Genomic DNA, 19,649 nt, shown 5'->3' with positions numbered 1-19,649 from the left:
TCTCTGAACGGTTCCTTATACATATCTCAACAATATATCTATAACGAAACTATCTTCTTCGGTAATCATATTTTCAATAGCTTGACGCAGATCTTCACTATTGTTTATACGGTTGATAGCTTTATTACGCTTCTTTTTTAACTCTTCAGAATTAACAGTAGGTATATCTACAGAAGATTCATCTATAATGGTAGAAGGATTAGAAGTTGATGCGGGTTGAACAATAGGCGTAACTTTAGATATACGCCAATCTTTCAATTTGTCTTTCACTTCTTCCTCTGTCCACAGTCCAACTTCACTTTCCAAATGCTCGTGGAGATATTTTAGTGCTTCTTCCACTTCTTCATCCATTACATTTACGTTGTCTATACTCTGCATATATTTGACAAAGCCTTTTTGGAAGTTGTTTGCAGATGGTATGAGTAAATTACCAAAGTCTGTTTTTAATGTATCGTATCCATTGATTGTGTTTTCTAGCAAACTTGGATTCTTCATGCTTTCGGGATCACTCACTACATGCATAAGATTGTCAATGAACTCCTTTATTTCTGGAGAACATTCTTCGATATTTTTTAATGACCAAAGTGGATAGCCTTTCTCCTTACAATACACATGAAGTACAGCCCAGCGAGCATCTTTCAGACTACTGATGTCGGAATAGCCCTTCAGTTTATTCAAGTTGAACATTCTAATAAGACTCTTGCAAACTCGACCAGCTTCCTTACTCTCGAATATAAAATTCAGTTTGTTGCTTGTCTTACCATTTTCCCATGCTTTGAATAATTCGACAACATCCTCTACAAGATGCTGAGCAGTACGCTGTTTGCCGTTAGTATCAAAGATAATATTGACATACTTGCGCATGGCGAAGGCTACCATTGCCATTGGCGCATAACTCTGGAAGAGTCCAAAAGGTGCTTCTGTTAAGCCTACGAGCTTATCACCAAGATTAAAGCTTTGATTCTTGCTAGTATGGCGACCACTGAGCCATTCATCCACATAGTCACAGACTTTCTTCAGCGGATGATTGGGAGAAATGGTGTCCTTCCATTGCAAGTTATCATCTACGCTGTCTTGTAACAAGAACTCCACATGGCGAGCGGGACCTCCACACTTATCTATAATATCTTGCTTCGTATTGTAACTTAACACGGCATCAACTGTAGCCTTCACAGATGCTTTTTTCCAGTAAGTTGCGCTAAATTTTGTTCGTATGGTTTCTAATGATTCAGGACCGCTCGTGAAAATACTCGGTGCAATACTGCCATTGATTGTGCTGGTCATCTTGCTACCAACAATGGTCATACTATCACCATTGAGATAGAATGTCATAATGTTGCTACGCATCTTATTAACCCATTGCTGTATCATTTCAGCAGCCTGCTTGACATATGTCTGATGCTGCTGAGGTAAGCCATGACTTTGTGCGCACTGGGCATTTGCTTGGTATTCGATGAAACGTTCATATTCTTTATCACCCATAATTGCCTCAATAACGACAAAAGAAATGGTAGTGAAGCGGTCATCCTTGCAATTTTTCTCTGCAATCTCTTTCAAAAGCAAAAGTTCTTGATTGTTGCGAGCTACCATAATAGCGAGAAAAACTTCATAGGGCTGCGTCTGTTTCTTCGCATTTGCGATTTGATTCATTAGGGTATACTCATTACCCTGTATGCCAAAAAAATGGAATGCATATGGGCGTGCCACTTGTGATAAATTTCGTATAAAAATATTGGAGGCTGTACTACCGAACTTAATTACTTGATCGGTAAATAAGAAACTCGAAGTTTTTAATTCTTGCTTTATCTTCTGTATTTCATCTCCTGGCAGGGCTGTGAATAGAATGGAAAAATTGCCGTTTGGCTGGCGCTGAATAATGCTTTTATCATTAAAAAAATCAAGAATGGTAGACAGATAGTCTTGTACCTTTGTTCCAGAGAAAAGATTATTGATATTCTCTTCACTAGGTGTAACTGTATCGTTGTTGGCTATATTGTTAAGAGCATTAAGTAATAGGATACCTTTGAAAACCTTCAAATAACAATCACCTTGACTTTCTACAGCTAAGTGGTGACTATTATATCTTTCAGTAACGGCACCAAATTTAGTACTATCGCTTTCAAAGAATTCTTGTACATAGTCCCATAGATAATCAGCTGTAATAGTTTGCTCTGCCTTATAGGCTTCGTCATCATCAAGGAACTCGTGCACGGCATCACTAGCCAGAAATTCAAATACACTTCTACTGCTGGATCCTGCTTCACGAGCATAATAAGTTGCAAGATTTGCTGTTGCTGGATGTAGTGGAAATAAATTTTTTATATTTTCTATCGTCTGTTCTGTATCAGTACTGGTGGTGCTGAACATCTCCAATAATTCTGGATGGATGTTAAAGAAACGATCCTGACGCATCATGTACAAGGTATAATTTACAATCTCAAACTTTTTCGACATAATTTTGAATGCCGAAACTGGTTCCATATTGTAGATTATATAGTGATAGCGTCCTTTGGTTTTTTCGCGTTCTTCTTCTTTAAGCGTATTTAGTGCAGAAGGATGAGATATAAACAAGAAGTAAGAGTCATTCTCTGCATTCATCATAGCCTCTGCAAGTTCCTGAAGTTGTACTAACAAACGGGTTCCTATACTTGAAGTCATTACTTCAGTAAATTCATCCCAAATAATCAATAAACCATTGTAATCAGTTTTCTCTCGAAGGGCATTTTGCACCTCAAATATCCATTGCTTAAGATTATTGCTCTGTAAACGAATATCATAACCTCCTATACGCAAAGCTTGGCGTACACTTTCAAGCACATCTGTATCAGCGGCTCTCAGACGTTGCTTCAGCTTATTAGTATCAGGGGCTACACTTGCAAGCTGAGCACTCTGTTCAATAAGATTTTCCCAAAATTGTGGTTGATTCTCAACATGTTGAACATACATATCAAAGTCTGTCTGTACTGTGATATCAATCTTTGCTGCTGAAAGTGCACGTTTTATTTCACGTTGCATTTGGAGGGATAGGTCCTCCTCATGAGCAATGTTCTGATAGCCATACATATTTACGGGAAAAAGACGCTTCTTCTCTCGTAGTTGTAGTAGGCTGTTGCGCAAAATATCATACTTTTCTTTCTTATATTCATCCTCCACATATTCACGAATATCTTCTATGGGGTCACACAACAGATGTTGAATAACAGCACCGGCATGGCTCTTTCCTGTACCGTATGTTCCAGCAATCCAGATCGACTTATGGTTATCTGCATCGTTGTTGCGTACGGCACTGATTACTTTTTGCAAAACTTCGTTAAACTGATCGTTAGCAATAAAAAATTTCCATTCTCCATTGCTCTCCTCCTTAATATTATAGGCGGGACGCATTTGTCTAAGCGTCACTATTTTACTATATGGCATACGTATATTATTTTAATTATTTGATTGGCTCTATAAAGTAACTAATGATGGCTTCCTTTATCTCGTTTCTTGCGCCTTCGTCTTGTAAAAGCTGCCACAAATCATCATCTAAACTTGCATACTCTACATTCTCACGAAGGGATTTCGCTGAGGGGGTCTTAGGGTAATGGCTACCTATAAGATAATAGAATTCTTCTCCTTTCAAATAGCAGTAAGGATAAATAGGTGATGTCATAGGCTGTTGGCTATATTTCTTGAAGAAAGCTTTATAAGTATTAACCAGGGGTTCTGTCAATCTAATACGATTACCAATTATACTCCTATCTTTTATTCCGTATAAGATAGATAGCATGAAGATAGGTTTGGCAAGATTTGTCTTACCTTTACGCCTATAGACTATCATAGAACGGAGCAAATTTTTGTAATATTCAGTTTTTAAGTGAGAGACCATATTTACAAAACCAGTTGTTTGAGTATATCCATTGAGCTTAAATCTTCTCTTAGTGTAATGCTATCAAGACCCATATTTAATTCTGCTATAAGTACTCGATTTGAAGCAGAATTTAATTGACGAAGCAATTTTGTAAACGTAAGCTTGGATATTGCAAATTCTTTCACAGGTCCTGTTTGACAGTCTTCAACATAGAAGTCTGAGATACGTAAAGATCTAATACCCTTGGAAGTAGCATACTTATATATAGAATAAGCAAGTGCCACTTCTGAAAGTCCTTCATGTCGTCCACGAAAATAATTCTTACCATCATGCGATTGTCCTTGGCTAAGAAAATCACCAATTGGAGAATATTTAAATATTTGCATGAAGCCCCCTATGGCATAAGTTATAGTACTCTTCGTACCATCAAATTCATTCAAAGCTAACTCATCAAGTAGTGCTTTCGTGAATTGTTGATCTGGATTTATAGTGTTGATAAACCAATTTGTAAGAACAGAACTATATGCAAAATTTATCCAAATGAGTTCCCAAATTAAGTCAAGCTCATTTTCGCGATGCTTTGTACAAAAATCACCAAATGGTGTGAGATTTTTCTTTTGGTCAATCATTTCAGCATCTATCAGCCATGCTTTAAAACTCTGTTCTTGTTTGTTTCCCAAAGAATTGCTTGTCCAAAAACCATCTGGGTCAGAAAGAAATTCTTGTAGCCACTCACTATGGATTCCGAAAGTACCTATTTTCGAGATACCTCCACCTTTTGTATTTGTTGAAGTTGTCATAATTAAAGAATTTGCAACAATGCATCCTTGATCATGAAATAACAGACATTTATGACAATGAATACATTTCGATTTATCAATTTTAATCTCAGGGTAAACAGAAAGTGCTCCAGTAGGGCATTCTACTTCACACCCTTCGCAGTTTATGCAGAAGGCACTTTTATAAATAATTCTTTTAATAAGTTGCACCAATTTAGGATTTTGCACCTCATGTAAGATGAATGTATAGTCATGTTCTGTGTTATACGTAATGTCAAAACGATAGACAGTCTTATCAAAGCGTAATTCTCCAAACTTTTTATTCCCCTCTCCCATTATATTATATTCACACAAAACAGGAAGCCAATGTTCTATGGTTTTCTGAGCATTGGAAACATTTGCTACAAATGTAGGAAACTGTTTTGGAAAGAGGACTTTTGTTTTTGAACCAATATCATTCCCACTTGCTCGCAACTTCCATTTATGTTCTTTGATGTATTCTTCCAAATTTGGGATATGACGTTGCTTTGATATGTTTACCAAGCGTGATAAGAAAGGTTTTAAATCTTGTTTATATCGTTTATTCACTATCATATCATCCCATGGAGAAGAGAATGGACAGATTAAACATCCCACCCTTGGTTTCCCAAACCGATAAGCCTCATTAAGGGGTAAATCGTGAGCAAAAAGGTAAAGAAAGATCTCTGTAGTATTCCAATTTAAGATCGGACGAGCATTGATTACGGTGTCATGCTTAACCCCTTTGCCAATACGTTCATAGTTACTTCTCATAACACTCTCTTCAGCTCTTACTCCTTCAAAAGCGAGGGCTTTAGCTTGCTTATTTGTCCCCTCTATTTTAAGGGAACGGTACAATGGTGCTGTTTTCATAATTGAACAACACCAACGATGCTTATCGCTTGGTGTTCCAATCTTATCCCAATAGTTCAGCACACTTTCATGGTTACGAGTTAGCGAGAACTTTAAGTCTGGGAAGAGTTTATGGTAATGGTCTTGCACCTGCTGATACAAATCTAACGATGGTGGCAATTCATATCCAGTATCTGAATAAATAACTTCAAACTCTGTGCTTGGTATTGCACGTGTGCAAAGGTCTAACACAACTTGAGAGTCTTTACCTCCAGAGAAAGAAGCAAGAAACTTATCAATCTTCGTAGTATGGAATACTTTTTTACCTTGTTTCTCTGCAGTATCAAGTGGCATAATCTCGAAACTATCACAATCTTCACGCACAATGGCCATCTTTTTTTTAATTTTGGCTTCCATACGTTTTGCGAGAGTTTCATAGTCAAGCTGATTAGCAGCAACTTTGGCTACACTTTTCCGTGCACCTGCATACTGAATGAATGTTTCGCGAATAAACTCTATAGCCTCACTCTCCAGCAAAAACATAAATTCAGCGTTGCGCTTCAACATCTTTTTTACATCAATGGGATTCAACTCAACATTATCCTTTCCAGGCTGGAAGATAATTGTAGCTGCATCGTAAACATTTGCACCTTTAGCCTCAAACATTAATTCACCTTGATACCAATATTGCTTGTTTATAGCCCACAACAGAGGTTCTTCTGTATGAGGATATTTCCATCCTAATTCGTTGAGTTTAAGCAAATCAAGTTCTTCCCAGAATACAGGGCGTGGAGATATGCCAAGTGTTCCATCCACAATACGTGAATGGAGTAATACACCTCCAGTTTCTTTATCCCAAGTTATTTTATACATTATTTTCTTTCATTCTTTCAGTTCGACATTTAGTAGTTTTGCTATTTTGAGATAAGACCCTATAATCGTTATTGTTAAACATTTGCATACCATATAGAGACTATAGTTGGTACACACCACAATTGTTCTACTAACTAATTATTAATTCTTTTCTTTCTCCTTTCAAGTACTACTTTTATGCGATTGATACTTTACTCCATAATGGATAGTTTATAATAAAGATACAAAAATACACAATTTTATTGAAGAAAATGCACAATACGGCATTGTTTAGCTAATAATATCAGTAAATCAGTATTTTTCTTATTATATGTGCCCGATGATAATTATAAAAGACTATGACTAACCATATAAGTCAAGTGCCTATATTTTCAATTCTGGCAAACTATTGATTGCCTCCAACTTCAACTTATCCACCGCTCGAGTATATTTCTCGGTATGCTTCAATCCGCTATGCCCCAATAGGCTAGCGACAGTTTTGATGTTAGCCCCATTATTGAGTATGTTCACGGCAAAGCTATGGCGAGCACAATGCCAACTGATGTGTTTGTTAATGCCAGCACGTTTCACCCATCGCTTTACAGATTTGCAGCAACTCTCATAAGATGGAAGATTGAATATGGAGGTATTCAAATCGTCAGGTGCCTCACCAACCAATGACAATAATCCATCATTCAGAGGAATGACCACACCACTATGTGCTGAATGCCCTTTAGTTTTGTTCTGCTCAAATTTCAAAAGACGATTAGTGTAATCTATGTTCTTGTAAGTCAAGTCTTTCACATCGCAGAAGCGTAGCCCACAATACAGACAGAAGATAAAGGCTCGCCTGACATTGGGATTTTCATTATCATAATGGCATTGAATCAGTGATTGTATCTCATCCATTGACAACACATCTTTGCGCAAAATCTGCTCATCTACTTTGCAAACCACCCCCTTGCAAGGGTCTTTCAACATCACTTCGTGGTCGATAGCATAACGCACCACTTTCTTGAAACGCTGGTAAATACTCTTTGCTCCTTCACCAACACTTCGTGATTGCAAATATTCAACAAAGTGTTCCATCATATCTTTGGTTATCAAGTCAGGTTTAATGCTAAGCTCATAGAGTGGGTATTGCTCTTTCAGAAAATCCTTAAAACGATTCAAGGCTATTTTTATCATTCGCAGGTCTTTCTTGGTATAACTGTCTATGTACGCTTGGTAGTAGTCTAAGAAATTAATATTTCTATCCTTCTTCAAACGATATCCGAGCATGCTTTCTTTAAATTCCTGTTCACGCTCAGCACGGATCTTTGCTGCTAATGCAAGTGTTTCCTTATTTTGTTGGCGTTCTTCTGGAGTGCGAGGCTTGGCTATCAAGTACAACTGCAAATTCTCTTTTCTTCTGTTATGCTTGATGTGTACTTTGGGTTTGCCTGCCATCTTTCCTGTTTCATACAAAACAGGATTACCATTATCATCCAAAACAGGCGTTTCTTCTCTACCAAGATAATACTCAAGATAAAGACTTATCCGACCGTCAGAAAGCGTATTTTGCTCCAATTTCGGGTTTTCCTTTGCTTTATTTTCTAATTTTGCCATAGTTGATAGTTATGTACCTGAATGAGTATCAAACCGTGTAAAATCATTAACTCGTTTATTTTCAGATGTTTTCTTATTTTGCAAAGATACTAAAAAGTTTGAAATATCAAAGTGTACTAAAAGTGTACTATCTAACAAAAAACAGACAAAAAAGGGCAAAATCACCAAATATAAGAAAATTGCAAATAGCTGATTATCAATATAATATATTCTTTTGGTTTCTCTTGTTTTCACGGCATTGTACCGGGTCTGGGTACTAAGCAAAAAGCTAAGTAATTGATTATTCAATACTTAGCTTTTTCTTGTTTTGCAAATGTTCCCAAATTGTTCCCATTCAACCACACAAAGCTAGCCATCTTATATTTTTAATATATTATGTGAGCCAAGAATAGTGCTAACCATTAGTCCACTATATGGATCATTATTCCTAATAATCAGATGTCACTATTACATTGGTCTCACCTTAAATTAATTATATATTATATGGTATTTTCAATACTTATTACTAATTTTGTGTATAAGAATAGTTTGTAAATATTAAAATTCTCTGTACAATGAGTAAAAGTCATCTGTTTTTAAAGAATGAATTTGGCACTTGCCCAGAATTTAAACGAACACGAGGTAGAAATAATGAGGAAGAAACTTCAGGAGAAGTTAAGAACTATCATCAGCAGAGAGAGAAACTTCTTCGTTGTCGTGCTGAATTTGAGCGAGCTATGGAAAATCGTCATAACTTAAGGTCACAAGAAATAAACGTTGATCATTTCGATATGCTATCGATTAACTTTTTGAAAATTGCTGATAGTGCTTTGATAAAAGAATATTGTGAGGTTTATGGTTTATCAGAACTTAATTACTCCAATATGAATCAGACGGTCCTGTTCGCTATAGCTGATGTAAACCGATTTAATAATGTATTTATAACTCAAATCAATTCCTTTTCTGCAGAAGATAATGACGAAAGCACGGAGTATAAGCCCTTAACTTTGATCGCTGATTTTAGCTATTAGGATAGTAATTCTATGAAGTATTCTTTTGTTATAGATGGAGATGCCAATGATGTGCTTCTTGAGTTGGTGGAAAATTCATCAAGAATGTTGAACAAACAACAGGATATAGAGGAGGCTATGGAAGTATACCTAGATAGAAAGGATATAACATACAGAAAGATAGGAGTTGGAATATATCAGATCGATTTCATAAGACAAGATGACTTGGATGTTCTATTGGATAATTTTGATATTATACAAACAATTCAATCTTTGTATAACATCCGTGTACGTCCTAATGCCTTTGGAGAATTAGAGCAAGTGCCAGATGCAACTTTGAATTTGCTAGAAGGTGCACCCACTATTGGTGTAATTGATACGGGCGTTCAGAAATTAGCCGTACTAGATCCAATATTAGAGCAACATGGCTTTGATTTGACCAGCAAGGAAGAACAGCATCCTTATGAGATTGATTTAATGTCAGATTCAACTCATGGTACTACGGTTGCGACATTGGCTGCATTTGGAAATAACTTCTACCAAGATATTAATGCTGATACCATCAATGTTGACGCAAAAATTTTTTCTATAAAAGTTCAGAGAGGTGAAACTGGATCTTTAAATATAGCCGATATAAAAGATGCTATTATTAAGGCTAATCAAGAATACGGTGTTCGCATCTTCAATCTCTCCATGTCAGTCCGTGGGAAGCTATACAATCAGAATATTTCTACTTACGCATATATACTTGACGAATTAGCTTTTGAATATGATCTTTTGATTTTCATTTCTGTTGGAAACCTTAGTGTAGAAGATATTGAAGAAATGCAGAATGTTGCTGCTGAACTAGGAACAAGTGAAAAGGTAAAACAATTTTTGCAGTATCCTAATCATTATTATAACCCATTTATAACACTGGAGGAAACTGAATGCCATGATGGTGAATGCATGAATCTCTGCGAGCCTAGTGAAAGTATGAATAACATGTCAGTTGGTGCTATCGCTGAAAACTATAATGCAAGCCAGAGGAGTCATGGATTGAGTTTGAGCAAGGAACTCCCTGCATTTTATTCTCGTAAATATTACATGGATTATAATTCTTTGATTAATGGAACTCGCTTCAAGAACAACCAAAGAAATAAGAATCTCTTCAAGCCTGATATCGTTATGCCTGGTGGTGATCAATTGGATGTTGCATCAAGAATGCTGGTCTTATCGCCGAGACGGGGTGGAGTTGGCTTGAAAATAGAACAGAACTCTGGAACAAGCTATGCTGCTCCATTAGCAGCTAATATTGCAGCTAAAATTGTTCGTAAGTATCCTAACCTTAGCATGCAATCCGTGAAGGCTCTGATGATTAATAGTTCCGACCCGATAAAAACGTATTATCTTGATAGAACAATTGATAATTTAAAAGCTTTAGATAATAATTCTTACCCAAATGTAGATCGCAACGAGAAGTCTCGTTTGTCCAAGAAATACAGTTCAGAGCGATTATCAAAGTATATTTCAGGTCATGGTGTCCCCAATATTTCCAAATGTTTAGATTCTACTGATAATCGTTGTACATTTGTTATTGAAGATAGAATAGATTTCGATAGTCATAAGGTCATAAATCTGAATATCCCAAGTTATTTACTCCAATACTCAAAGAAAGGTACATTGCTAACTTTAACTGCTACTCTCTGCTATAAGTTCAATCCTAAACGGGGCGATGCTTTATCTTATTGCCCATTTCATATTGCCTTCAATTTGGGAAACAGCATGAACCATGATGATCCAAGAAAGAATGCAGAAGAGTATGCAAGACAAAGAGCATCTGACAATAATGATAGAATGGCTATAAAGTCTAGTGTTGGAGCATGGTCTGATGATTTTTACCCAGCGTCTAGCAAAATATTTTCAAATGTACAGAAAAAGATTTTAAATGTAAGTCGTGACGAAATTGAAAAGGTTTGCAACCAGATATCAATTATTTTTCGTTGTACAGGACGTGATTTTTTAGTTGGAACAGACCACCCTTTCTCATTCGTTTTGACAATTGAACAGAATCATTCTGTTGAAATAGATGGCAATAGTCTATACGACAACCTAGAACAGGAGAATACTGTAGAAGCTATTGCTCAGGCTACTCTTCAAGCTGAAGTATAGTCTACACGACAAAAGGATTGGTATTAACCAATCCTTTTGTCGTGTAAGAGTTTTTTCCAAATATCTGTTCGGATAACATTGTTATCATATCCATCTAATACATTCCGCTTAATAGCATTAAGCAAGGCTTGTTTAATAACGTAGTAGGATAAATTGTTGCATTCTTTGTTAATAATTTCCTCTTTAGCCTTTTCATTGTCAAATTTGAACCGATCTTTAATCGTATATTGAACAAGGGAATGCACCTGTATGGGGGTTGGCAAATCTATTTTAATTGTCAAATCAAATCTCCTAATAAGTGCTTCGTCAATCATCTGTAATTGATTAGTAGCAGCTATGATGATTGTGTCTTGACTGATGAAATCAAACAACTGTAATATTGATGACACAAAGTTACTACAAAAAAGTGAAATGCGGAAAGATATAGTGATAGAATTGAGTTACAAGGGTTTCAGTTGTGCTTCCGATTATTCGTGAAGCCATCGCAATCACCCCTAAAGCCAAATCAGGACGCCGCTACGTTACTTGTCCGTAACCATGCCCGAAAAGGCGACAAACGGACACGGATAACGAAACAAGGCGTTAAGGATTAGTGAGTTATTGACAACCCACGCAACAAATCCGGTTACGGAAAAAGATTGCGCCGTTCCTCCCCGTTTTGCGTACCGGCGACGGACTCTTCACCGACTAATTTTGAACCTAAAAAAATTAAGGACGATGAAGAGTACATTTTCAGTAATCTACTACCTCAAACGTCAGGTAGTGAAAAAGGACGGGACAGTACCCGTCATGGGACGCATCACGGTGGACGGCAGCCAGACGCAGTTCAGTTGCAAACTGACCGTCGATCCCAAGCTGTGGGACACCAAAGGGGGACGTGTCACGGGCAGAAGCACGGCGGCACTCGAAACGAACCGCATGCTCGACAAGATGCGTGTGCGCATCAACAGACATTATCAGGAAATCATGGAGCGTGACAATTTCGTCACGGCGGAGAAGGTCAAGAACGCCTTTCTCGGACTGGAACACCGCTACCACACGCTGATGCAGGTGTTCCGCCAGCACAACGAGGACTACGAGAAACAGGTGGAGGCTGGCATGAAAGCCAAAGGCACGCTCCTGAAGTACAAGACCGTTTACAAGCACCTGCAAGAATTCCTCACCATCCGCTACCGCGTGAAGGACATCGCGCTGAAAGAGCTTACGCCCGCTTTCATCTCCGACTTCGAGATGTTCCTACGCACGGACAAGCACTGCTGCACCAATACCGTGTGGCTGTATGTCTGCCCCTTGCGGACGATGGTGTTCATCGCCATCAACAACGAGTGGCTCACACGCGACCCGTTCCGGGAGTATGAAATCAAGAAGGAGGAAACGACACGCAGTTTCCTGACGAAAGAGGAAATCCGGCTGCTGATGGAGGGCAGGCTGAAAAACGCCAAGCAGGAGCTTTACCGCGACCTCTACCTGTTCTGCGCCTTCACGGGCTTGTCGTTCGCCGACATGCGCAACCTGACGGAAGAGAACATCCATACCTACTTCGACGAACACGAGTGGATAAACATCAACCGCCAGAAGACGGGCGTGGTGTCCAATATCCGCCTGCTCGACATCGCAAAGCGCATCATCGACAAATACCGGGGTCTGTGCGGGAACGGCAGGATTTTCCCCGTTCCCCACTACAACACGTGCCTTGCCGGAATCCGTTCCGTCGCCAAGCGTTGCGGTATCACCAAGCATATCACGTGGCATCAGAGCCGCCACACGGCAGCCACGACGGTGTTCCTCTCCAACGGCGTACCCATCGAAACGGTGAGTTCCATGCTGGGACACAAGAGCATAAAGACGACGCAGATATACGCGAAAATCACCAAAGAGAAGCTCAACCAAGACATGGAGAACCTTGCCGCAAGGTTGAACGGCATCGAGGAATTTTCATGTTGCACCATCTAAAAACAGAGAAGCCATGACACGAGGAACCATCATCATAGAGGACAACACGGTCAGCGTAACCGGTAACGAGATATGGATGACCGCCACAGAAATCGCCGGACTGTTCCACACGGGCGTCCCGGCTGTGAACGCCGCCATCAGAGCCGTCCGCAAGCCGGACGTGCTGAACGACTACGAGGTGTGCCGCTACATGCGGCTTGAAAACGGGCTGCACGCGGATGTTTACTCGCTTGAAATCATCATCCCCGTTGCCTTCCGGCTGAACACCTACCATGCACACGTGTTCCGCACGTGGCTGGTAGAGAAAGCACTCTCGAAGGAAAAGCGGCAGGCATACGTGATGTTCATACAGAACGGAAAAGCCGGGTATTGCTGAAAACGCAGAAGACATATAATAATAAGAATAAAAAGGAAACGGACAGCCCCGTGAAGGAGTTGCCCGTTTCCTTTTTTTTCATGCAGCCGCCTTATTCCATCGGCTTGCGGTAGTTCGCCTCCAGCAGCTCACGCAACCCCGATTCGGGGTAAAGCACCTTCCCTCCCAAAAGGATAAAGGGCAGCACCCTGTTGTTGCGGTACTCCTGCAAGGTGCGGCGGCTGACACGGAGCAGTTCCGCCACCTCCCTGTCCGTCAGGTAACGTTCCCCGTCCAACGGCGGGCGGTAACTTTCCAGAAAGGCGGAGAGCCATTTCGAGCCTTTGCGCATGTTCTGCACGACGGAGGCAAGCGGCTCGTCCTCCATTGTAAACACTTCATTGTTCTCGTTCATCATCATTTCGGATTCAGTGGGTTGTGAATAATAAAAATCAAATCATTTCCCGCAGGGATAGAGCGTGCCGACAAGCGGAATGAGCTTTTTGACCTCCTCCGGCTTGTAATAGAACCTGCGGTTAATCTGCGAGTAGCCGATAAGCCGCCTGTCACGCAAGGTCTGCAACGTGCGCGGGCTGATCCTCAACTGCCCGCAGACCTCCTCGCCCGTGAGCCACCTTTCCATCCGCCCGCCGTCGCTCCTGCGCCTCAGGGCGGCTACCTTCTCCGCGAGGGCGTTGAAGGACGCCACCATCATCTCGAAGGTCTTTTTCTCGATAGATACTATTTCCATAAGCAAAACATTTCAGAGTTTGCCGCAAAGGTAACGAAGCCGCCTTGAACACGTGCCGTTTCCCACTAAAAGGCAGCTTGTTGCGTCGTCTGTCCGGGTTACGGAGCCATTATCCGTAAAAATCTTACGTGAGCCACGTAGTGAGCTGTTAAAGCCCCTTTGGTTTATTGCCGAATTTTGTCGCAGAAACATAGCGCAAGCCGAGCGCAGCACGTCAAGCTCGCTTGAACGGTATGCCGAGGCGCAGCCTATGTTCATGCAAATAAACCAAAAGAAAGGACTGAATATGAAAGTGATAACGATGGAAAGTTCCGCCTTCACCGCATTGACGGAACAGATAGCCGAGATAGCGGCACACGTGCGTGCCGTTTCCGGCGGTAGGAAGGAAGAATCCCCCGACAGGCTGCTCACCACCCGCGAGGCGGCGCACCTGCTGAACGTGAGTTGCCGCACCCTCCAGCGCATGCGCAGCGAACAGCGCATCGCCTATGTCGTGCTGCGCGGCAAGTGCCGCTACCGGCAGTCTGAAATAGACCGCCTGCTCGAAGACAGCACCGTCACGGGCGAAGCCGCGACACCGGAACAGCTGAAACGCAACCACACGCTGCGCACGGGCGGCAGACCCAAAGGAAGGAGGACGTAGGACATGGAACTGCTTACCCGCAACAATTTCGAGAACTGGATGCAGAAGGTGATGGAACGGCTCGACCGTCAGGACGAGATGCTGCTCTCCATGCAGCCGTCCGGCAAAGCCCCGAACCCGATGAACGGGATCAGGCTTTTCGACAACCAAGACCTGTGCATGCTGCTCCAAATCAGCAAGCGCACCCTGCAACGCTACCGCAGCATCGGCGCGCTGCCTTACAAGACGCTCGGCAAAAAGACCTATTACAGCGAGGCGGACGTGCTGACGTTCCTCTCCGAACATGTAAAGGACTTCCGCAAGGAAGATATAGCCTTCTACAAGGCCCGTATCCATAATTTCTTTCAAAAATAACCATTAAAACATTTTTCAGATGGCAAAGAAAAAAGACGAAAAGGACGTGCTGGTTGTCCGTGACGAGAAGACGGGCGAAATCAGCGTGGTAGCCGGGCTGAACGCCGACGGCTCCCCCAAGCGCATCCCCGCGAAAGCGGAGAACGCGCAGAGTTTCCTGCAATTCGACCGGCACGGCGACGTGCTGGACAACTTCTTCAAGAACTTCTTCCGGCAGTGCAAGGAACCCAGCCGCTTCGGTTTCTACCGTGTCGCGGCGGACCAAGCCGACAAGCTGCTGGAGGTTATCAAGGACTTGCTGAAAGACCCCGACGGCAACAAGGAACTGCTTGCGCCCCACAAGGTGGACACCTCCGGCTACGAAAAGAAAGTACAGGAGGAGCAGTCCGCCGAAAAGCAGGAACAACCGGAACAGAAACAAGATGACGAACCTAAAAAACAGGAAGAGATGGAACAGAAAAACGAACAGAATCAGGAAAGCCCGCAGCAGACGCAGGGCAACCGGGGCTACCAGCCCATCGACGAGAGCAAGATCAACTGGCAGGAGTTGGAGGAGAAATGGGGCGTGAAGCGCGACGACCTTGAAAAGTCGGGCGACCTTAACAGAATGCTCAACTACGGCAAGTCCGACTTGGTGAGGGTGTCGCCCAATTTCGGCGGAGAGGCTTTCGAGCTGGACGCCCGCCTCTCCTTCAAGAAGGACGGCGAGGGCAATGTCAGCCTTGTGCCGCACTTCATCCGCAAGGAGCAGAAGCTCGACGAGTACAAGGAACACAAGTTCTCCGACGACGACCGGAAGAACCTGCGCGAAACAGGCAACCTCGGCAGGGTCGTGGACCTCGTGGACAGGGAAACGGGCGAGATCATCCCCTCGTTCGTCAGTATTGACCGCAAGACGAACGAAATCACGGATGTCCCGACGAACAAGGTGCGCATACCGGAACGCATCGGCAAGACGGAAATCACCAAGCAGGAGCAGGACATGCTGCGTGCCGGGCTGCCCGTGCGCGACAAGCTCATCGAGCGCAAGGACGGCAGGAAGTTCGTCACCACCCTGCAAGTGAACGTGGAGCAGCGCGGCGTGGAGTTCGTGCCGGGAACCGGCAGGTCGCCCCGTACCGCCCGGACGCAGGAAACGAAGAACACCCCCGCACAGGGACAGGCGCAGGGTACGGAGAATGCCGGAGGCACGAACAAGGAGCAACGCCGCAACACGTGGACGAACGCCGACGGCAGCATCCGCCCCATCAGCAAATGGAGCGGCGTGGACTTCACCGAACAGCAGAAAGCCGACTACGTGGCTGGCAAAGCCGTGAAATTAGAGAACGTGACCGACAAGCAGGGCTTCCACGCCACGATGTACATCAAGTTCAACCCGGAGAAGGGACGCCCGTACCGCTACGACACCAACCCCGACAACGCGCAGAAGGTCGCCCCTTCCAACGAGAGCCGCACGCAGGTGGCGGTGAACAGCGAGGGCAAGACCAACGAGGCTACCAAGAACCTGAAAGAGCCGTTGCGGAAGGGACAGACCGCCCCGAAGGACACCGCACAGCAACAGCAGCAGAAAAGAAACAACAAGGGCATGAAGATGTAATCCCGTGTCCGCCACTAAATCCGAAGTAACATTTGTAAAATTCAAAACGACAGAAGAATATGAAGACAATCATTGCAGAAAAGCCGTCTGTGGCACGTGAGATCGCCCGTATCGTGGGCGCGACAAAGAGAGAGGAAGGATATTTCGAGGGAGGCGGCTACGCCGTGACTTGGGCGTTCGGACACCTTGTGCAGCTTGCCATGCCCGACGGCTACGGCATACGCGGTTTCGTCCGTGACAATCTGCCCGTCATTCCCGACACCTTCACGCTCGTCCCCCGTCAGGTAAAGACGGAGAAGGGCTACAAGCCCGACAGCGGCGTGGTGGCGCAGATCAAGACCGTTGCCCGGCTATTCAAGGAAAGCGAACAGATCATCGTGGCGACCGATGCAGGGCGCGAGGGTGAGCTTATCTTCCGCTACCTCTACCATTATACCGGATGCACCACCCCGTTCGTCCGCCTCTGGATAAGCTCGCTTACCGACAAGGCTATCCGCGAGGGACTGCGCAACCTCGAAGCGGGCGGCAAATACGACAACCTCTATCTTGCCGCCAAAGCGCGGAGCGAATCAGACTGGCTCGTGGGCATCAACGGCACGCAGGCACTCTCCATCGCCGCCGGACACGGCACGTACTCCATCGGGCGGGTGCAGACACCCACGTTGGCGATGGTGTGCGCACGCTATTGGGAGAACCGCCGCTTCACGCCCGAAGCCTTCTGGCAGCTCCATATCGCAACGGACGGCTGCGATGAAGGAACGGTGAAGTTTTCCTCTTCCGAAAAGTGGAAAGAGAAAGAGCCTGCGACGGAACTATATAATAAGGTGAAGTCGGCAGGCACAGCCACCGTCACGAAAGCCGAACGCAAGGAGAAGACGGAGGAAACACCGCTGCTGTACGACCTGACGACGCTCCAGAAGGAAGCCAACGCCAAGCACGGCTTCACGGCGGAACAGACGCTTGAAATCGCGCAGAAGCTTTACGAGAAGAAGCTCATCACCTATCCGCGAACCGGAAGCCGCTACATACCCGAAGACGTGTTCGCCGAAATCCCCAAGCTGCTCGCCTTCATCGGGGCTTTGCCCGAATGGAAAGGCAAGGTGCAGCCGAAATGCGTCCCGACACGCAGAAGCGTGGACGGCGGCAAGGTGACGGACCACCACGCCCTGCTCGTCACGGGCGAGAAGCCACTATTCCTCTCCAAAGAGGACAGCACCGTCTATCAGATGGTTGCCGGACGCATGATCGAGGCTTTCTCCGAAAAATGCGTCAAGGACACCGCCACCGTCACGGCGGAGTGTGCCGGAGTGGAGTTCACGGTGAAAGGCAGCGTCATCAGGCAAGCCGGATGGCGTGCCGTCTATAGCGTGGAGGACAAGGAAGAAACCTCCATCCCCGATTGGCGGGAAGGCGACACGCTGACGCTGAAAGGCTGCTCCATCACGGAGGGAAAGACCAAACCCAAGCCGCTGCATACAGAAGCGACACTGTTGTCGGCAATGGAAACGGCGGGCAAGGACATAGAGGACGATGCACTCCGTCAGGCGTTGAAGGACTGCGGCATCGGCACGCCCGCCACCCGTGCGGCGATTATCGAAACGCTCTTCAAGCGCGGCTACATGGAACGCTGCAAGAAATCGCTTGTGCCGACTGAAAAAGGGCTTGCCCTCTATTCGGTCGTGAAGACGATGCGCATCGCCGACGTAACCATGACGGGCGAATGGGAGAAGAATCTGGCACGCATCGAGCGCGGGGAAATGCCCGCCGAAACCTTCCGCAGGGAGATAGAGGCGTACACACGCGAAATCACCTCCGAACTGCTCTCGTGCGACAAACTGTTCGCCCGCAGGGATTCCGGCTGCAAGTGTCCCAAGTGCGGGACGGGCAGCATGCAGTTCTACGGCAAGGTGGTACGCTGCGACAACGCGGAGTGCGGGCTGCCCGTGTTCCGCCTGAAAGCGAACCGCACCCTTTCCGATGACGAGATCAAAGACCTGCTCACCGACGGGCATACGAAGCTGCTCAAAGGCTTCAAGAGCAAGCAGGGCAAGAGCTTCGACGCCATAGTCGCCTTTGACGGGGACTATAACACGACTTTCGTGTTCCCCGAAAGGAACACGAGCAGGAAATTTTCAGGACGGAAGAAATAGTATTAACTTTTGAGAAAGTAGGCTGCACCTCAACAATAGAAATAAACGGGTTTATTTCGTATTGTCTTCGATTTGCACTACCTTTGCCACTTGTTCAGAGTAATGAATTGTTCTTCGATACCGGATTACACTCATACTTTGGATTTAGTGGTGGCACTCGGAGGGATACCGAGTGCCTTTTCTTTCTCCTTTTCAGACGACTATCCCCGTCATTATCAATCCACTAAATTCCAAAGTAATGAACAACAAGAAGAAAAACGAGGGTCAGACCGACTTTTCCTATTACGGTCTGTACCTGCTGGACTACCTCCGCACGAACAGGTTTGAACAGGCTTCCGACGATGCCTTCATCCGGGAGCGTGCCGACCGTGCCGCCGAAACGTATGAGCGTGCGCGGCTCGAAGGCTATCCGCCCGAAGGGGCGCAGGAGTTGGCGATGGACACGCTCCTGCGGGGGCTTCGCTATTCCAAGTACGCCATCCTCCGCGAAGTCGTGGAAAACGAGTTTGCCGACGAAGTGCCGGGAAAGAAACGCGAAGCCTTCATCCGAAAGTTGCTGCCGCCGGTCGGCAACGTATTCTCCGCCTATGACCTTTCGGACGACAATTTCGCCCTGTCGCCCGAATACGACCTGCTCTACACGGAGCTGACGGGAGCCGCCGTCCTTTATATCGGGGAATATGGCGTTTAACCGCAAACAACGGCTGCGGGACAACATCGAGGCGATACGGACGGCATTCATCCTTG

At 44.5% G+C, this 19,649-nt stretch carries 16 protein-coding genes and 1 pseudogene; 9 read left to right on the top strand and 8 right to left on the bottom strand.

The window, feature by feature from the left end:
* Positions 1-15: 15 nt before the first annotated feature.
* The 4 genes from X919_RS0107460 to X919_RS0107445 form a co-directional block, all read right to left on the bottom strand.
* A complete protein-coding gene (locus tag X919_RS0107460) occupies positions 16-3,417 on the bottom strand; it encodes a hypothetical protein (RefSeq protein ID WP_028899576.1) in 3,402 nt (1,133 codons plus the stop codon).
* A 16-nt stretch (positions 3,418-3,433) separates the two neighbouring features.
* On the bottom strand, positions 3,434-3,652 hold the full coding sequence (locus X919_RS17250; RefSeq protein WP_253270110.1) for a hypothetical protein: 219 nt from the start codon (positions 3,650-3,652) through the stop codon (positions 3,434-3,436).
* 218 nt (positions 3,653-3,870) lie between these two features.
* Positions 3,871-6,372, bottom strand: coding sequence for a phosphoadenosine phosphosulfate reductase domain-containing protein (locus X919_RS0107450; protein ID WP_028899574.1), 2,502 nt, complete (start codon positions 6,370-6,372; stop codon positions 3,871-3,873).
* Positions 6,373-6,735: 363 nt separating this feature from the next.
* Complete coding sequence (locus X919_RS0107445; RefSeq protein WP_028899573.1) at positions 6,736-7,959, bottom strand: site-specific integrase; 1,224 nt, start codon at positions 7,957-7,959, stop codon at positions 6,736-6,738.
* Positions 7,960-8,513: 554 nt separating this feature from the next.
* Here X919_RS0107445 and X919_RS17245 point away from each other — a divergent pair.
* Together X919_RS17245 and X919_RS15085 are read left to right on the top strand one after the other, a co-directional pair.
* On the top strand, positions 8,514-8,969 hold the full coding sequence (locus X919_RS17245) for a hypothetical protein (protein ID WP_253270109.1): 456 nt from the start codon (positions 8,514-8,516) through the stop codon (positions 8,967-8,969).
* 12 nt (positions 8,970-8,981) lie between these two features.
* Positions 8,982-11,099, top strand: coding sequence for a S8 family serine peptidase (locus X919_RS15085; RefSeq protein WP_253270108.1), 2,118 nt, complete (start codon positions 8,982-8,984; stop codon positions 11,097-11,099).
* 23 nt (positions 11,100-11,122) lie between these two features.
* Here the strand turns inward: X919_RS15085 and X919_RS15080 are convergent, their stop codons facing one another.
* Both X919_RS15080 and X919_RS17240 read right to left on the bottom strand, forming a co-directional pair.
* Positions 11,123-11,413, bottom strand: coding sequence for an ATP-binding protein (locus X919_RS15080; protein ID WP_253270114.1), 291 nt, complete (start codon positions 11,411-11,413; stop codon positions 11,123-11,125).
* 9 nt (positions 11,414-11,422) lie between these two features.
* Positions 11,423-11,488: pseudogene (locus X919_RS17240) on the bottom strand (hypothetical protein); the annotation flags it as partial.
* A 328-nt stretch (positions 11,489-11,816) separates the two neighbouring features.
* Between X919_RS17240 and X919_RS0107430 the strand changes: the two are divergent.
* Both X919_RS0107430 and X919_RS0107425 read left to right on the top strand, forming a co-directional pair.
* Positions 11,817-13,052: a site-specific integrase gene (locus tag X919_RS0107430; protein ID WP_007366539.1), complete on the top strand. Its 1,236-nt coding sequence runs from the start codon at positions 11,817-11,819 to the stop codon at positions 13,050-13,052.
* A 13-nt stretch (positions 13,053-13,065) separates the two neighbouring features.
* A complete protein-coding gene (locus tag X919_RS0107425; RefSeq protein WP_007366538.1) occupies positions 13,066-13,428 on the top strand; it encodes a hypothetical protein in 363 nt (120 codons plus the stop codon).
* A gap of 91 nt (positions 13,429-13,519) precedes the next feature.
* Here X919_RS0107425 and X919_RS0107420 read toward each other — a convergent pair whose 3' ends face one another.
* Together X919_RS0107420 and X919_RS0107415 are read right to left on the bottom strand one after the other, a co-directional pair.
* Complete coding sequence (locus X919_RS0107420; protein WP_014224629.1) at positions 13,520-13,825, bottom strand: helix-turn-helix domain-containing protein; 306 nt, start codon at positions 13,823-13,825, stop codon at positions 13,520-13,522.
* Positions 13,826-13,864: 39 nt separating this feature from the next.
* Positions 13,865-14,158 (bottom strand): helix-turn-helix domain-containing protein, encoded by a 294-nt coding sequence (locus X919_RS0107415; protein ID WP_007366536.1) that lies wholly within the window; start codon positions 14,156-14,158, stop codon positions 13,865-13,867.
* Between the two features lie 250 nt (positions 14,159-14,408).
* On the opposite strand from X919_RS0107415, the gene X919_RS0107410 reads away from it, so the two are divergent.
* The 5 genes from X919_RS0107410 (at position 14,409) to X919_RS0107390 (ending at position 19,593) form a co-directional block, all read left to right on the top strand.
* On the top strand, positions 14,409-14,801 hold the full coding sequence (locus X919_RS0107410) for a helix-turn-helix domain-containing protein (protein ID WP_014224631.1): 393 nt from the start codon (positions 14,409-14,411) through the stop codon (positions 14,799-14,801).
* A 3-nt stretch (positions 14,802-14,804) separates the two neighbouring features.
* Positions 14,805-15,155, top strand: coding sequence for a helix-turn-helix domain-containing protein (locus X919_RS0107405; RefSeq protein ID WP_007366534.1), 351 nt, complete (start codon positions 14,805-14,807; stop codon positions 15,153-15,155).
* Between the two features lie 19 nt (positions 15,156-15,174).
* Positions 15,175-16,752, top strand: coding sequence for a DUF3945 domain-containing protein (locus X919_RS0107400; protein ID WP_007366533.1), 1,578 nt, complete (start codon positions 15,175-15,177; stop codon positions 16,750-16,752).
* 59 nt (positions 16,753-16,811) lie between these two features.
* Positions 16,812-18,902 (top strand): type IA DNA topoisomerase, encoded by a 2,091-nt coding sequence (locus X919_RS0107395; protein WP_007366532.1) that lies wholly within the window; start codon positions 16,812-16,814, stop codon positions 18,900-18,902.
* 238 nt (positions 18,903-19,140) lie between these two features.
* On the top strand, positions 19,141-19,593 hold the full coding sequence (locus X919_RS0107390) for a DUF1896 domain-containing protein (protein WP_007366531.1): 453 nt from the start codon (positions 19,141-19,143) through the stop codon (positions 19,591-19,593).
* The last annotated feature ends 56 nt before the right edge of the window (positions 19,594-19,649 follow it).

This window comes from Prevotella sp. HJM029 (assembly GCF_000599605.1).
Taxonomy (GTDB): domain Bacteria; phylum Bacteroidota; class Bacteroidia; order Bacteroidales; family Bacteroidaceae; genus Prevotella.
Note: the sequence above shows the minus strand (reverse complement) of the source record. Positions and strands in the feature narration are given on the sequence as shown.

Coding starts and splice junctions, on each gene's coding strand:
- X919_RS0107460 (WP_028899576.1), bottom strand. CDS start 3,417: ATGCCATATAGTAAAATAGTGACGCTTAGACAAATGCGTCCCGCCTAT.
- X919_RS17250 (WP_253270110.1), bottom strand. CDS start 3,652: ATGACATCACCTATTTATCCTTACTGCTATTTGAAAGGAGAAGAATTC.
- X919_RS0107450 (WP_028899574.1), bottom strand. CDS start 6,372: ATGTATAAAATAACTTGGGATAAAGAAACTGGAGGTGTATTACTCCAT.
- X919_RS0107445 (WP_028899573.1), bottom strand. CDS start 7,959: ATGGCAAAATTAGAAAATAAAGCAAAGGAAAACCCGAAATTGGAGCAA.
- X919_RS17245 (WP_253270109.1), top strand. CDS start 8,514: ATGAGTAAAAGTCATCTGTTTTTAAAGAATGAATTTGGCACTTGCCCA.
- X919_RS15085 (WP_253270108.1), top strand. CDS start 8,982: ATGAAGTATTCTTTTGTTATAGATGGAGATGCCAATGATGTGCTTCTT.
- X919_RS15080 (WP_253270114.1), bottom strand. CDS start 11,413: ATGATTGACGAAGCACTTATTAGGAGATTTGATTTGACAATTAAAATA.
- X919_RS0107430 (WP_007366539.1), top strand. CDS start 11,817: ATGAAGAGTACATTTTCAGTAATCTACTACCTCAAACGTCAGGTAGTG.
- X919_RS0107425 (WP_007366538.1), top strand. CDS start 13,066: ATGACACGAGGAACCATCATCATAGAGGACAACACGGTCAGCGTAACC.
- X919_RS0107420 (WP_014224629.1), bottom strand. CDS start 13,825: ATGATGAACGAGAACAATGAAGTGTTTACAATGGAGGACGAGCCGCTT.
- X919_RS0107415 (WP_007366536.1), bottom strand. CDS start 14,158: ATGGAAATAGTATCTATCGAGAAAAAGACCTTCGAGATGATGGTGGCG.
- X919_RS0107410 (WP_014224631.1), top strand. CDS start 14,409: ATGTTCATGCAAATAAACCAAAAGAAAGGACTGAATATGAAAGTGATA.
- X919_RS0107405 (WP_007366534.1), top strand. CDS start 14,805: ATGGAACTGCTTACCCGCAACAATTTCGAGAACTGGATGCAGAAGGTG.
- X919_RS0107400 (WP_007366533.1), top strand. CDS start 15,175: ATGGCAAAGAAAAAAGACGAAAAGGACGTGCTGGTTGTCCGTGACGAG.
- X919_RS0107395 (WP_007366532.1), top strand. CDS start 16,812: ATGAAGACAATCATTGCAGAAAAGCCGTCTGTGGCACGTGAGATCGCC.
- X919_RS0107390 (WP_007366531.1), top strand. CDS start 19,141: ATGAACAACAAGAAGAAAAACGAGGGTCAGACCGACTTTTCCTATTAC.